Genomic DNA, 14,709 nt, shown 5'->3' on the forward strand with positions numbered 1-14,709 from the left:
TGTCAGAGGTACTGTTTCCTGGTTTAAAAAGCGACAGCGCCCAGTATGGGGACAAACACAGGCGCTGTCACTAATAGTATTGTTAGGTTATTTCTGTAAACGTTTTTCGATAGCGTCCATCAGCATTCCGGTGATCGAAATCGGGAATTCCGCTTCAATTTCACGAATGCAGGTCGGGCTGGTGACGTTCACTTCGGTCAGGCGATCGCCGATGATATCCAGGCCAACGAAGATCAGGCCTTTGGCTTTCAGCGTCGGGCCAACGCGGCGGGCAATTTCCCAGTCGCTTTCGGTCAGCGGGCGCGGCTCACCGCGGCCACCGGCTGCCAGGTTCCCACGAGTTTCGCCACCCTGCGGGATACGCGCCAGACAGTAAGGAACCGGTTCGCCATCTACCACCAGAACGCGCTTATCGCCGTCTTTGATCGCCGGAATATAGTTCTGTGCCATGCAGTAGCGCGTGCCCAGTTCGGTCAGCGTTTCGGCAATCACGCCAATGTTCGGATCGCTCTCTTTCACGCGGAAAATCGACGCGCCGCCCATGCCGTCCAGCGGCTTCATGATGATATCGCCGTGCTTCTGCCAGAATTCTTTGAGCTGCGCTTTGCTGCGGGTCACCAGTGTTTCCGGCGTCAGGTCAGAGAACCAGGCGGTGTAGAGCTTCTCGTTGCAGTCACGCAGGCTCTGCGGCTTGTTGACGATCAGCGTGCCTTTCTCTTCTGCGCGCTCAAGGATGTAGGTGCTGTAGATGTATTCGGTGTCGAACGGCGGATCTTTACGCATCAGGATGACGTTGAGATCGGCCAGGGCAATATCCTGCTCGGTGCCAAACTCGTACCATTTGTCGTAGTTCTGCTCGACGTTAACGATGCGGGTGCGGGCGCGAGCTTCACCGTTGATCAGGTAAAGATCGTTCATCTCCATATAGTGGAGTTCATAGCCGCGACGCTGCGCTTCCAGCAGCATGGCGAAGCTGGAATCTTTCTTGATGTTAATGTTTGCGATGGGGTCCATCACGATGCCGAGCTTGATCATGTTCTTCTCCGTTAATGCTTCAACCCAGATCGCCAAACCGTACCTGTAGCGCGGTAATGGCCGTGAGTGCCGTTGTCTCAGTGCGCAGAACGCGAGGTCCCAACAGAATATCAGTAAACTGGTAACGTGCCGTCATCGCAATTTCGTCCGCCGACAGGCCGCCTTCGGGGCCAATCAACAGGCGTACGCGCTCAACGGGCAAGGGCAGCGTATTGATGCTGGCGCTGGCGCGCGGATGAAGATTGAGCTTCAGCCCGCTGTCCTCTTCTGCACACCAGTCCTCCAGATCCATCGCCGGGCGGATCTCCGGAATACGGTTGCGGCCACTCTGTTCGCAAGCCGCAATGGCAATTTTCTGCCACTGCTGGATCTTTTTGTTCAGACGTTCCGCATCCAGTTTAACGCCACAGCGCTCAGAAAAAAGTGGCGTAATGAGGCTTACACCCAGTTCAATGGATTTCTGAATAGTGAACTCCATTTTCTCGCCGCGCGACATCACCTGGCCCAGATGGATGTGCAGCGGTGATTCCCGGTCATCCACTTCGCCACGCAGCACGTTAACGTGGACGCTTTTTTTATCCGACCGCGTGATTTCCGCGTCGAAAACCTGGTTCGAGCCGTCGAACAGCTGTATTGCCTGACCTGCGCCCATGCGCAGCACGCGGCCAACGTGGTTGGCGGCGTCATCAGACAGGGCGATTTCGCGGCCTGCGGTAATCAGTTCAGGATGGTAAATGCGGGGAATGCGCATAGTCAGAAATTCCATGTGTCATGCGATATAAGCGAATTGCCGTAGTGTAGGTTAGCTCTTTTGCGCCTGGCAAGCCCGCTGGACGTAAGGGTTGTGATTCCCCTGGACTCTGGCGATACGTTCGTCGCGCTGGCATTCCCACTCCGTCACCGGGTACTGCTTGTCCCAGGCGTTGAACAGCTGCGTCTGCTGGCGGGAGAGGTTGAGGTCGTAACGGTCACGCATATAGAAGTAGGTGCGGGCGATACTGCCGCGCGCGCGGGCAGGGGGCTCGGCGACTTTCTCTTTAAAATCAACCTTCATACCGCACTGGCCGTACTGGCCTTCGCCACCGTTCCACTGGCTGTACATGAAATTACCCCGGTCTCCGTTCACTTCACCGACGGCAGGCTGAAGGTTATGCATATCGCTTTCCATCTGGCGATAAACCGGATCTTTGGCGCAGTTTTTACGTCCGCCATCCTGCCAGCACTGGCGCTGGTGGCCAAACTGCCAGGCCGGAACGACATGTTCCCATTCAATGCGGCTGGCGCGGTTTTCGTTTTTACGCACCTTATAGCCGCAGGACTCAAGGTCAACGACCCCTTTTTTACCCTGCCAGTTAATTTTACAGCCGCAGTAGAAATCGCCCGGCACATCGGCGTTTACCTTCACGCCTGCTGCCTTGGCCTGGGAAAAACTGTTGATACCGTCGGCCAGAGCATGGCCTGAGAGCGCCGTCGTCAGAAAGGCGACCGCGAGAGAAAAATTACGGGACATCTTACACTCCGTGTCAAAACGAGCCCGCAACGTAACGAATGTTGTTCACGTATGCAATCAGTCAGATCAGGAAAGTTCCTGAAAGTTCAGATGATTATTCCGCAACCAGCGGCTCTCCGCATTTGACGCAGCGGTAGATCGCCTCGCCGCGCACCACGCGATTATGGCGGCGGACGGTAAGCTGGTGCTGCTGACACTGGCAGCGGTAGGGGAAGGTATTGCGGCGCACCGATTCCAGCTCGAACTGATGGGTACGGCGTGCCGGAACGCCGAGCACCGCTTCCATCATCCACTTCCACTCCTTGCCGTGGGGCGCGACGCGTCCGAAGTGTTTCCACACCAGTAGATGCGCCAGCTCGTGCGGTACCACTTCCTCGATAAACGCCTGCTGGTTTTCCATCATCAGCACCGGGTTAAGGCGGATCTCATAGGGCTCGAGCCAGGCGGTGCCGGCCGCGGTGCCGCGCTGCTGATAAACGATCTTAGGTTCAGGGTAATTGCGACCGAGCTTCAGGTTCGCCTGGGCGAGTTTTTCCCGCAGGCAGCGCATAACGGCTTGCTGGAGGGCGATGGGGAGACGGGGTGCTTTCATAGAGGCAGAGCATAAAGCGCGAAGCGGGGAGGCGCAAGAGGCGCCTCCCGCGTGAGGATCAGTCGTGTGCGCCGATTTCGCGCAGCGGACGACCTTTCATCAGGTTACGTTCAATATGTTCCAGAGAAACGTGTTTGGTTTCTGGAACCAGCCAGATAGTCAGCACAATAAAGAAGATGTTCAGACCAGCGTAGACCCAGAAGGTGTTCGCGTTGCCCAGGGTATTGAGCATGGTCAGGAACGTTGCGCCGACGATCATGTTGGCAATCCAGTTGGTTGCGGTAGAGCAGGTGATACCAAAATCACGCCCTTTCAGCGGCTGGATCTCAGAGCACAGCACCCAAATCAGCGGGCCGGCGCTCATCGCAAACCCGACGATAAACATCAGCAGCATGCCGACCGCAAAGTACTGGGCGGTTGGTGAGTGAATGCCCACATGCATCATGGTACCGAGGACACCCATACCGGCCGCCATCACCAGGAAGCCCAGCGTCAGGGTTGGCTTACGTCCCCAGCGGTCCACCAGACCGATGGCGATAAAGGTCGCCAGCACGTTGGTCAGACCCACGATGACGGTCCCCCACATTTGTTCGGTGGTGTTGGTATAGCCCGCCAGCTCAAAGATTTTTGGCGCGTAATACATGATGACGTTCATCCCGGTGAACTGCTGCATGACCTGAAGCAGGACGCCGAGGAACACCGCGCGGCGGAAGTTGCTGTTCTCTTTAAACAGCGCCCAGCCGGACTGCTTGACCTTCAGGCTTTCGCGGATCTCTTCCAGCTCGTTTTTCGCTTCCGCGCTGGTATCGCGCAGGCGCATCAGCACGCGTTCGGCATCGTGGAATCGACGTTTGGCGGCGAACCAGCGCGGGCTGTCCGGCAGGAAGAAGACGCCAATCAGCAGCAGAATGGCCGGAATGATGATCACGCCGAGCATCCAGCGCCATGCGCCGCTGTAGCTGAACGCGGTATCGGACAGGTAAGCACCAAGAATACCGATGGTGATCATCAGCTGGTACATGGAAATCATGCTGCCGCGGATTTTCTCCGGCGCGATTTCAGACAGGTAAAGCGGGGCGGTATAGGACGCCACGCCCACGGCCAGACCGAGCAGCACGCGGGAAACCAGCAGGACCTCAACGTTAGGCGCAGCGGCAGAGAAGAGTGAACCGGCAACGAACAGGATCGCGCCGATCATCAGGCTCTTTTTACGCCCGAGCTTGAAGGAGAGCCAGCCGCTGCCGACGGCACCCACTGCGGCGCCAAACATCATGGAGCTGACCACCCACTCCTGGGTGTGAGCGCTGATCTGGAACTCGTCAGTGATGAAAGGTAATGCACCGGCAATCACGCCGATATCCAGGCCAAAAAGTAATCCTGCCAGGGCGGCGAGGAAACAGACGAAGAATGTCATCGCCTTGTTGGACGTACGCCCCTGTTTTTTATTGTCAGGCATTATGCCCTCCAGTTGGGTTATCAGTTTTATTGATGTAAAGGGTAGGTGAGTGACCCGTAAAAATATGTGAGATTAATCACATAGGTGTAATCGGTTACACTAGCGTGCAACCGTAAAAATAATTAAAGCTTTGAAAATATAGAGGTAAACGAGGTGATATGCATCGCGAAAGAACACATTTCAGACTTAACTGAAAGGCGATGTAACAGCAGAAGAAAGGCGATCATGCAAAGAGAATATTCTGAAAGCGAGGCGCATCCGGTGCGGTGTAATCGGTACCATATGTGCACCTTTGCGGCGCCACCAACAAAAAAAGGCCAGCCCGAAGGCTGGCCTTTTATCACGCAGATGTCAGTCGATTACTTCAGACCGGCAGCTTCACGCAGCAGGGCGGCTTTGTCGGTTTTTCCATGGGAAATGTTCACGACCAAAGTGACCGTATGCCGCGGTTTCTTTGTAGATTGGGTGCAGCAGATCCAGCATCTGAATCAGGCCGTATGGACGCAGGTCGAAGAACTCGCGCACCAGCAGCGTCAGCTGTTCTGAAGGCACTTTCTCGGTACCGAAGGTTTCAACCATGATGGAGGTTGGCTCAGCTACGCCGATCGCGTAGGAAACCTGGATCTCACAGCGGTCAGCCAGGCCGGCTGCAACGATGTTTTTCGCCACATAACGTGCCGCGTACGCCGCAGAACGGTCAACTTTAGACGGATCTTTACCGGAGAAAGCACCGCCACCGTGACGCGCCATGCCGCCGTAGGTATCAACGATGATTTTACGACCGGTCAGGCCGCAGTCGCCCATTGGGCCGCCGATAACGAAGCGTCCGGTTGGGTTGATGAAGAATTTGGTCGCAGAGCTCAGCCATTCGGTCGGCAGAACCGGCTTGATGATCTCTTCCATCACTGCTTCCTGCAGGGATTTCTGATCGATATCTTCGGAATGCTGGGTAGAAAGCACTACCGCGTCAATCCCAACGATTTTGCCGTCGTCATACTGGAAGGTGACCTGGCTTTTCGCATCCGGGCGCAGCCACGGCAGGGTGCCGTTTTTACGCACTTCAGCCTGACGCTGCACCAGACGGTGCGCGTAGGTGACCGGTGCTGGCATCAGCACGTCGGTTTCGTTGGTTGCATAGCCGAACATCAGGCCCTGGTCGCCCGCGCCCTGTTCCAGCGGATCGGCACGGTCAACGCCCTGGTTGATGTCTGGAGACTGTTTGCCAATCGCGCTCAGAACCGCGCAGGAGTTGGCATCAAAGCCCATATCAGAATGCACATAGCCGATCTCACGCACCGTGTTACGGGTGATCTCTTCGATATCAACCCATGCGCTGGTAGTGATCTCACCGCCAACCAGAACCATGCCGGTTTTGACATAGGTTTCGCACGCTACGCGCGCTTTAGGATCCTGCGCCAGGATCGCATCCAGCACCGCATCAGAGATTTGGTCAGCAATTTTATCAGGATGTCCTTCTGATACGGACTCGGACGTAAACAGGTGTTTTGCCATGTTTTATTTCACCTAAGAGGAATTTGGTTAGCTCAAGCTGCTGTGCGGAATAGCCAAAGGAGATAATTCTACCAAGGCCTGCAGGTTTTTGACACTGGCAGTATGAGTGTTAATCAGTATAGATGGATTAACATCTGGACGGCTATTTTAGGTCACTTCTTCGCCCGATTTCCAGTTTTTTTTGATTCATCTCTCACTGCGTTGAAATGGCAGCTGGAAATTTTTCCTGACGCTGCTGGCAGCACGCGCATTTTTGTTTTGCTTTTTAGCCCCCTTCTCGGTATAAAACGCGGCGCGCGGCTCATATAAAATAAGCGCTCGATGAACTCATCGTGTCGCCACTTCCAGCCGGGTTAAGCAGTGAACTTTTAGCTTTGGCTTGTGGTCCGTTTCAACAGAGGCGGCCGTGGAGGTGATACGAGATAATGAACCATCGTTTTCCGCACATTCAGCGCAGCCGTTCTGGCGCGTATTTGATTCCCGCAACCCGCATTTCTAGTCTGCAAACCTGCCGATGTTATACCCATCTCGGCGCTTCTCAGGATTCCAGGGCCGGTCACGCTTTGTGAAAACTGAACAAGGGCGCTCTTGTTAATACAAGAGTTTTCTCGTGGTTTCGCCGAACCTTGTCATACAGAGTTCGGATACGTGTTTTACAATGATATGAATAAGAAACCGGTCGCACGGTCTGGTTTTCAGCATACTCTGCTGGGAAACGGAGCCGTTTATGGGTTGTTATCGCCGTATAACGCTGCGATAGTAGTCAACTGTTTTACACTTATTACAAAGAGTTGAGGTTCGCTATGTCTGACGACATGTCTTCTTTTTCGCCTTCGTCAGCGGGCGAACAGGGTGTACTACGTTCTATGCAGGAGGTTGCGATGAGCTCCGAGGAAGCCAGCAAGATGCTGCGCACTTACAATATTGCCTGGTGGGGCAATAACTACTACGACGTCAACGAACTGGGCCACATCAGCGTCTGCCCGGATCCGGACGTTCCTGAAGCGCGCGTGGATCTCGCGAAACTGGTGAAAGCCCGTGAGGCTCAGGGCCAGCGTTTGCCTGCACTGTTCTGCTTCCCGCAGATCCTGCAACATCGCCTGCGTTCTATTAACGCCGCGTTCAAGCGCGCGCGTGAGTCCTACGGCTATAAGGGCGACTATTTCCTGGTTTACCCGATCAAGGTGAACCAGCACCGCCGCGTGATTGAATCCCTGATCCACTCCGGCGAGCCGCTGGGCCTGGAAGCAGGCTCCAAAGCGGAGCTGATGGCGGTTCTGGCGCATGCGGGCATGACCCGTTCGGTGATCGTCTGTAACGGCTATAAAGACCGTGAATACATTCGTCTGGCGCTGATTGGCGAGAAGATGGGCCACAAGGTCTATCTGGTTATCGAAAAGATGACCGAAATCGCCATCGTGCTGGAAGAGGCCGAACGTCTGAACGTGGTGCCGCGCCTTGGCGTGCGTGCGCGTCTGGCGTCACAAGGCTCCGGTAAATGGCAGTCCTCCGGCGGCGAGAAATCCAAGTTCGGCCTGGCGGCAAACCAGGTGCTGCAGCTGGTGGAAATCCTGCGCGAGCGCGGTCGTCTGGACAGTATTCAGCTGCTGCACTTCCACCTCGGCTCGCAGATGGCCAATATTCGCGACATCGCCACCGGCGTGCGTGAATCCGCGCGGTTCTACGTGGAGCTGCACAAGCTCGGCGTGAATATTCAGTGCTTCGACGTGGGCGGCGGCCTCGGCGTGGACTACGAAGGGACCCGTTCGCAGTCTGACTGTTCCGTGAACTACGGCCTGAACGAATACGCGAACAACATCATCTGGGCGATCGGCGATGCCTGTGAAGAGAACGGCCTGCCGCACCCGACGGTTATCACCGAATCCGGTCGCGCGGTCACCGCGCACCATACGGTGCTGGTCTCTAACATCATCGGCGTTGAGCGTAGCGAAATCACCGAAGCGACACCTCCGGCAGACGATGCCCCGCGTTCCCTGCAAAGCATGTGGGAAACCTGGCAGGAAATGCACGAGCCGGGCACGCGTCGTTCCCTGCGCGAATGGCTGCACGACAGCCAGATGGACCTGCACGATATTCACGTGGGTTATTCTTCAGGCACCTTCAGCCTGCAGGAACGCGCGTGGGCGGAGCAGCTCTACCTGAACATGTGCCATGAAGTGCAGAAACAGCTCGACCCGAGCAACCGCGCGCACCGTCCGATTATCGACGAGCTGCAGGAGCGTATGGCGGACAAGATTTACGTCAACTTCTCGCTGTTCCAGTCGATGCCGGATGCCTGGGGTATTGACCAGCTGTTCCCGGTTCTGCCGCTGGAAGGGCTGAATCACGCGCCGGAACGCCGTGCGGTGCTGCTGGACATCACCTGTGATTCCGACGGTGCCATCGACCACTACGTCGACGGCGACGGTATCGCAACGACGATGCCAATGCCGGAATACGACCCGGAGAACCCACCGATGCTGGGCTTCTTTATGGTCGGCGCGTATCAGGAAATCCTCGGCAACATGCACAACCTGTTCGGTGATACCGAAGCGGTGGACGTGTTCGTGTTCCCTGACGGCAACGTGGAAATCGAGCTGTCCGATGAAGGGGACACCGTGGCGGACATGCTGGAATACGTTCAGCTGGATCCGAAAAAACTGCTCACTCAGTTCCGCGATCAGGTGAAAAACACCGGTCTGGACGATGCGCTCCAGCAGCAGTTCCTGGAAGAGTTTGAAGCGGGCCTGTACGGGTACACCTACCTGGAAGACGAGTAGGAAAACGCCCTCTCCCACAGGGGGAGGGCGGGGTGAGGGCATCAGACCGCACAATGCCCTATACTCACTTGAACCCGTATGAATTACCGGCGATAATTCGCCCCAATAAGCGATTTACGAATCAATCCCTTCCTCGTCGGGTTTAACGACGCGGAGGGGATTTTTTTTCATCTGTTTTTAATGTATCGACTTTAAAAGAGGTCAGGACATGAGCACTTTAGGTCATCAGTACGATAACTCTCTGGTATCTAACGCGTTTGGTTTTTTACGCCTTCCGATGAACTTCCAGCCGTACGACAGCGACGCTGACTGGGTGATCACCGGTGTGCCGTTCGATATGGCAACATCTGGCCGCGCGGGGGGGCGTCACGGCCCGGCAGCGATCCGTCAGGTTTCAACTAACCTGGCCTGGGAGCATAACCGCTTCCCATGGAACTTCGACATGCGCGAGCGCCTGAACGTGGTGGACTGCGGTGACCTGGTGTACGCCTTCGGCGACGCGCGTGAGATGAGCGAGAAGCTGCAGGCGCACGCCGAGAAGCTGCTGGCTGCCGGTAAGCGCATGCTCTCCTTCGGCGGCGACCACTTCGTGACCCTGCCGCTGCTGCGCGCCCATGCGAAGCACTTCGGTAAAATGGCGCTGGTGCACTTCGATGCACATACCGACACCTACGCGAACGGCTGCGAGTTTGACCACGGCACCATGTTCTTCACCGCGCCGAACGAAGGCCTGATCGATCCGAACCACTCCGTGCAGATCGGTATTCGCACCGAGTTCGACAAAGACAACGGTTTCACCGTGCTGGATGCGGGCCAGGTTAACGATCGCGGCGTGGACGACATCATCGCTCAGGTGAAGCAGATCGTGGGTGATATGCCCGTATACCTGACCTTCGACATCGACTGCCTGGATCCGGCATTTGCACCGGGCACCGGTACGCCGGTCATCGGCGGTTTGACCTCAGATCGTGCCATCAAGCTGGTGCGCGGCCTGAAGGATCTGAACATTGTCGGGATGGACGTGGTGGAAGTGGCGCCTGCGTATGACCAGTCCGAGATCACCGCGCTGGCCGCAGCGACTCTGGCGTTGGAAATGCTCTATATTCAGGCTGCTAAGAAAGGCGAGTAAGTCTCGCCTGGCGTGAAAAAACCTCTCTCTTGAGAGGTTTTTTATTGCCTTCAGAACACGTTAAACGGGTATTCCACGTAAGCGCGGATCTCGTCCCCGCCCACGTTGTACTCGCTGGCGTTGCCGGAGACGCGCAGGACGGAGTAACGCAGTTTCAGCTTCAGATCCTTCGCCGGGCCATCCTGCACCTGGTACTGGATCTGGTTAAACCACTCGTGCTCTTTGCCGTTGCTGGTTTCAGAGGTTTTGATGTTATCGCCGCGCACGTAGGCGGTGGTCCAGCTCAGGCCCGGTAAGCCAAGGCCGGCAAAGTCCAGACCGTAGGATGCCTGCCAGGAACGTTCATCTTCGCCGTTAAAATCAGACCAGTAGGAGTTCGCCAGCCAGATGGTGTTACCGCCGTCACCCACGCCGCCCTTGTCGCGATAGCCGCCGTAGTTGTAGCCGGTGCTGCCGCTGCTCTGCTGGTAAGCCACTTTGAACGTGTGAATGTCCCAGATGTAGCTCGCCGCCAGGCTCCAGATGGTGTTGCTGCGGCCCGTGTCGAGGCTGTCCGCGTAGCTCTGGTCCAGACGGGAGTTATAGCCGTTGAAGTCGAGTACCAGCTGCTGCCCGGTGCTGAACGGCTGTTTGAAGTTCATGCCCAGGTACTGCTTGTTCATTACCTCTTCATTATGAGAGGCGTACAGCGCGCCGCTGAACTGGTCGTTAAACTGATAGCTCGCACCGCCGAAGGAGAGGCTCTTCAGCCCGCTGTCGTGGCGGTCATCGCTTTTACGCTGCTCGTCGGTGAAGTAACCAGCGTTGACTTCCAGACCGTCGATCTCTTTCGAGGTCAGCATGGTGCCGGTGTAGCTTTCAAACAGCAGGCGAGAGCTGTCGGCATTGATGATAGGCAGCTCAGGACGCTGATTCCCGTAGCTCAGTACGGTGTTTGATATGCGCATTTTGGCGGTGGCGCCAAACTTTGCCAGATCGGATTTTGCCCGGCCATCCTCTTCCTGTTTAAAGAAGTCGATGCCGCCTGCGCCGCTTTTGCCACGGCCGCCGTCCAGGCGCACGCCGTATTGAGCAATACCGTCTACACCAAAGCCCACCAGCCCTTCGGTATAGCCGGATGCAAAGGTGGCGATGATCCCCTGACCCCATTCGGCTTTGTCCTGCTGGCCCTGATGGTAGTCGCGGCTGATATACGCATTGCGTAAAAACAGATCCAGATGGCTGTCGTCAATAAAACCCTGGCTGTCGGATTGCTGGCTAGCAGCGGCAGGTAATGCGGCAAATAAACTTAAAGCAATTAATGATAATTCTTTTTTCACGGAGGGAACGTCTCTGTCTGGATATATTAATTTGAATAACTGCGGGGGTGATAATTACCGGAAAAAGTGACCTTTGCAATAATTATGTGACCAGACATTTCAATGCGATAGGGCAGATTTGGCGGGGCTTTTAGAGGTGTTATCGATACGTGCTGTTAAGTTAACAATTCATGCGAAATAAAAAGGAGGCAAAACTGCCTCCTTCTGAAATTATTTAATTCCGTCTGCGGCCATACGGTCGCGAATATGCTGTGCGCGCTCTTCTGAGGCCGGGTGATCGTCAAACATGGAGCTTTGGCGTCCGGCTTCCAGCTTGGCCAGTTTTTCGAAGCTGGTGGCTAAACCTGATGGATTAATGCCGCGTTTGCGCAACAGATCGTAGGAGTAGTCATCCGCCTCGGACTCCTGACGCTGTGAGAACTGAGAGTTAACCAGCTTTTCACCCACGTCCCCAAGCTGTGACTGCGACAGGCTGCCAACGATACCGCCCGCTGAGGCCGCCGCTGCGCGGATGGCATTGGTGCCTAACGCAACCTGCATCCCTTTCTTCACGTGGCCCAGGGCAACGTGGCCCATTTCGTGGCCGATCACCGCTTCCACTTCGTTGTCGGTCATCATGTCCATCAGCCCGCTATAGACGCGGATACAGCCGTTCGCCATCGCGAAGGCGTTCACGTCTTTCGCCATGTAGACCTTGTAGTTCACCGGCTGGCCGTTGATGTTGTCGCCCAGCGCGGAAGCAATCTTATTCAGACGCTGCGTGTAGGTACTGTTAGCCGGCGCAAGCGTGGCTTTTCCGTCCATATCTTTACAGGCCTGGTCGCTCAGCGCTTTCACCTGCGCATCGCTCAGGGAATAGGCCTGAAAGGCCTCTGCGCCTGACGTCATCAGACCGTTAGAATCCATATTCTGACAGCCGCTCAGCAGGAGCGTTGTACCCAGGGCCAGCACTATTGCACGCATTTTCATGAGGTTGCTTCCGTACTCGTTAAACTGAATAAAATCCGAAAAGGTCACCGTCAGCGAAGCCGGTGTCGGGCTAAGTATAAGGAATATCTGCAGGGCCGGGCGAGCAGATTGCGCAACATGCGAGCATGATCCAGAGATTTCTTAACAAGCAAAAGAATGCTCCATGTACATGACTTGCGGCTTGGGTTACATTGTTGGCACTTTTTTCCGGCGTAGCCCAAAACGCGCTGTCGTCAAGGGCATGGCCTTTAACAGTCCGATCTGGAGTTAAAATGTCCTCACGTAAAGAGCTTGCTAATGCTATTCGTGCGCTGAGCATGGACGCAGTACAGAAAGCCAAATCCGGCCACCCAGGGGCTCCTATGGGTATGGCTGATATCGCCGAAGTCCTGTGGCGTGATTTCCTGAACCACAACCCGCAGAACCCGTCATGGGCTGACCGCGACCGCTTCGTGCTGTCCAACGGCCACGGCTCAATGCTGATCTATAGCCTGCTGCACCTCACCGGCTACGATCTGCCAATTGAAGAGCTGAAAAACTTCCGTCAGCTGCACTCTAAAACTCCAGGTCACCCGGAAGTGGGTTACACCGCTGGCGTAGAAACCACCACCGGCCCGCTGGGTCAGGGTATTGCTAACGCTGTGGGTATGGCGATTGCTGAGAAGACGCTGGCGGCGCAGTTCAACCGTCCTGGTCACGACATCGTCGATCACTTCACCTACGCGTTCATGGGCGACGGCTGCATGATGGAAGGCATTTCTCACGAAGTGTGCTCCCTGGCAGGTACCCTGAAGCTGGGCAAACTGGTTGCGTTCTATGACGACAACGGTATCTCCATCGACGGTCACGTTGAAGGCTGGTTCACCGACGACACCGCTGCACGTTTCGAAGCCTACGGCTGGCACGTAGTGCGTGGCGTTGATGGTCACGATGCTGACTCGATTAAACGTGCAGTAGAAGAAGCGCGCGCGGTGACGGACAAACCGTCCCTGCTGATGTGCAAAACCATCATCGGCTTCGGCTCCCCGAACAAAGCGGGTACTCACGACTCCCACGGCGCGCCTCTGGGTGATGTGGAAATCGCACTGACCCGCGAAGCGCTGGGCTGGAAACACCCTGCATTCGAAATCCCATCTGAAATCTACGCTCAGTGGGATGCAAAAGAAGTAGGCCAGGCGAAAGAAGCGGCCTGGAACGAGAAGTTCGCTGCCTATGCGAAAGCGTTCCCGCAGGAAGCTGCGGAATTCACCCGTCGTATGAAAGGTGAAATGCCGTCTGACTTCGACGCGAAAGCGAACGAATTCATTGCTAAGCTGCAGGCGAACCCGTCTAAAATCGCGAGCCGTAAAGCGTCTCAGAATGCGATTGAAGCGTTCGGCCCATGGCTTCCAGAATTCCTGGGCGGCTCCGCTGACCTGGCACCATCTAACCTGACCCTGTGGTCTGGTTCTAAGCCAATCAACGAAGATACTGCCGGTAACTACATCCATTACGGTGTACGTGAATTCGGTATGACCGCGATTGCCAACGGTATCTCCCTGCACGGCGGTTTCCTGCCGTACACCTCTACCTTCCTGATGTTTGTCGAATATGCACGTAACGCCGTGCGTATGGCCGCGCTGATGAAACAGCGTCAGGTGATGGTCTACACCCACGACTCCATCGGTCTGGGCGAAGATGGTCCAACTCACCAGCCGGTAGAGCAGGTGGCTTCCCTGCGCGTGACCCCGAACATGAGCACATGGCGTCCATGTGACCAGGTGGAATCCGCGGTGGCGTGGAAATACGGCGTTGAGCGTCAGGACGGTCCAACCGCGCTGATCCTCTCCCGTCAGAACCTGGCACAGCAGGAGCGTACTCCAGAGCAGCTGGCGAACATCGCTCGCGGTGGTTACGTGCTGAAAGATTGCGCGGGCCAGCCAGAGCTGATCTTCATCGCCACCGGTTCTGAAGTTGAACTGGCTGTTGCAGCCTGGGAAAAACTGACTGCCGAAGGCGTGAAAGCGCGCGTGGTTTCCATGCCGTCTACCGACGCGTTCGACAAGCAGGATGCCGCTTACCGTGAATCCGTCCTGCCTAAAGCGGTTTCCGCTCGCGTGGCAGTGGAAGCGGGTATCGCTGACTACTGGTTCAAATACGTGGGCCTGAACGGTGCTATCGTCGGTATGACCACCTTCGGTGAGTCTGCTCCGGCAGAGCTGCTGTTCGAAGAGTTCGGCTTCACCGTTGAGAACGTTGTCGCTAAGGCGAAAGAACTGCTGTAATTGTTTATACGGTGCGGGCTGATGCCCTCACCCCGGCCCTCTCCCTCGGGGAGAGGGTGCAAACACTAAAAACGGTAACCTTTCGGTTACCGTTTTGCTTTTCCCTCGGCGTAAATTATTCCACCTAAAATGTGACGCAAGTC

Annotated in this window: 12 protein-coding genes and 1 pseudogene; 5 read left to right on the forward strand and 8 right to left on the reverse strand. The window is 55.9% G+C overall.

Annotated features, from left to right (window positions below; genetic code table 11):
* Positions 1-87: 87 nt before the first annotated feature.
* The 6 genes and pseudogenes from gshB to metK all read right to left on the reverse strand — a co-directional run bounded on the left by gshB (position 88) and on the right by metK (position 6,105).
* The gene (gene gshB, locus ACZ6J2_RS16475) at positions 88-1,035 is read right to left on the reverse strand and encodes a glutathione synthase (protein WP_029739222.1); all 948 of its coding nucleotides are present in this window, start codon (positions 1,033-1,035) and stop codon (positions 88-90) included.
* 19 nt (positions 1,036-1,054) lie between these two features.
* A complete protein-coding gene (gene rsmE / locus ACZ6J2_RS16480; RefSeq protein WP_010435451.1) occupies positions 1,055-1,786 on the reverse strand; it encodes a 16S rRNA (uracil(1498)-N(3))-methyltransferase in 732 nt (243 codons plus the stop codon).
* A 51-nt stretch (positions 1,787-1,837) separates the two neighbouring features.
* Positions 1,838-2,545, reverse strand: a complete 708-nt coding sequence (gene endA / locus ACZ6J2_RS16485) for a deoxyribonuclease I (protein WP_023333343.1) — start codon at positions 2,543-2,545, stop codon at positions 1,838-1,840.
* 94 nt (positions 2,546-2,639) lie between these two features.
* On the reverse strand, positions 2,640-3,137 hold the full coding sequence (locus ACZ6J2_RS16490) for a SprT family zinc-dependent metalloprotease (protein WP_471726225.1): 498 nt from the start codon (positions 3,135-3,137) through the stop codon (positions 2,640-2,642).
* A 58-nt stretch (positions 3,138-3,195) separates the two neighbouring features.
* On the reverse strand, positions 3,196-4,593 hold the full coding sequence (gene galP, locus ACZ6J2_RS16495; RefSeq protein WP_023309123.1) for a galactose/proton symporter: 1,398 nt from the start codon (positions 4,591-4,593) through the stop codon (positions 3,196-3,198).
* Between the two features lie 359 nt (positions 4,594-4,952).
* Positions 4,953-6,105, reverse strand: a pseudogene (gene metK / locus ACZ6J2_RS16500) (methionine adenosyltransferase).
* Between the two features lie 425 nt (positions 6,106-6,530).
* Between metK and ACZ6J2_RS16505 the strand changes: the two are divergent.
* The 4 genes from ACZ6J2_RS16505 to speB all read left to right on the forward strand — a co-directional run bounded on the left by ACZ6J2_RS16505 (position 6,531) and on the right by speB (position 10,014).
* Positions 6,531-6,674 (forward strand): hypothetical protein, encoded by a 144-nt coding sequence (locus ACZ6J2_RS16505; RefSeq protein ID WP_419095317.1) that lies wholly within the window; start codon positions 6,531-6,533, stop codon positions 6,672-6,674.
* A gap of 94 nt (positions 6,675-6,768) precedes the next feature.
* Positions 6,769-6,900 (forward strand): acid stress response protein YqgB, encoded by a 132-nt coding sequence (yqgB, locus tag ACZ6J2_RS16510; RefSeq protein ID WP_127341063.1) that lies wholly within the window; start codon positions 6,769-6,771, stop codon positions 6,898-6,900.
* A gap of 8 nt (positions 6,901-6,908) precedes the next feature.
* Positions 6,909-8,885, forward strand: a complete 1,977-nt coding sequence (gene speA / locus ACZ6J2_RS16515; RefSeq protein WP_029739220.1) for a biosynthetic arginine decarboxylase — start codon at positions 6,909-6,911, stop codon at positions 8,883-8,885.
* A gap of 208 nt (positions 8,886-9,093) precedes the next feature.
* Positions 9,094-10,014: an agmatinase gene (gene speB / locus ACZ6J2_RS16520; protein WP_014071686.1), complete on the forward strand. Its 921-nt coding sequence runs from the start codon at positions 9,094-9,096 to the stop codon at positions 10,012-10,014.
* Positions 10,015-10,064: 50 nt separating this feature from the next.
* On the opposite strand, the gene ACZ6J2_RS16525 is transcribed toward speB, so the two are convergent.
* Positions 10,065-11,333 carry an OprD family outer membrane porin gene (locus ACZ6J2_RS16525; RefSeq protein WP_471726227.1) on the reverse strand — a complete coding sequence of 423 codons (1,269 nt, stop codon included), beginning with the start codon at positions 11,331-11,333 and terminating at the stop codon, positions 10,065-10,067.
* 210 nt (positions 11,334-11,543) lie between these two features.
* Positions 11,544-12,302 carry a metalloprotease LoiP gene (gene loiP, locus ACZ6J2_RS16530; RefSeq protein WP_021242066.1) on the reverse strand — a complete coding sequence of 253 codons (759 nt, stop codon included), beginning with the start codon at positions 12,300-12,302 and terminating at the stop codon, positions 11,544-11,546.
* A 272-nt stretch (positions 12,303-12,574) separates the two neighbouring features.
* On the opposite strand from loiP, the gene tkt reads away from it, so the two are divergent.
* The gene (gene tkt, locus ACZ6J2_RS16535) at positions 12,575-14,566 is read left to right on the forward strand and encodes a transketolase (protein WP_471726228.1); all 1,992 of its coding nucleotides are present in this window, start codon (positions 12,575-12,577) and stop codon (positions 14,564-14,566) included.
* The last annotated feature ends 143 nt before the right edge of the window (positions 14,567-14,709 follow it).

It is taken from the genome of Enterobacter sp. E14S, from assembly GCF_055666685.1.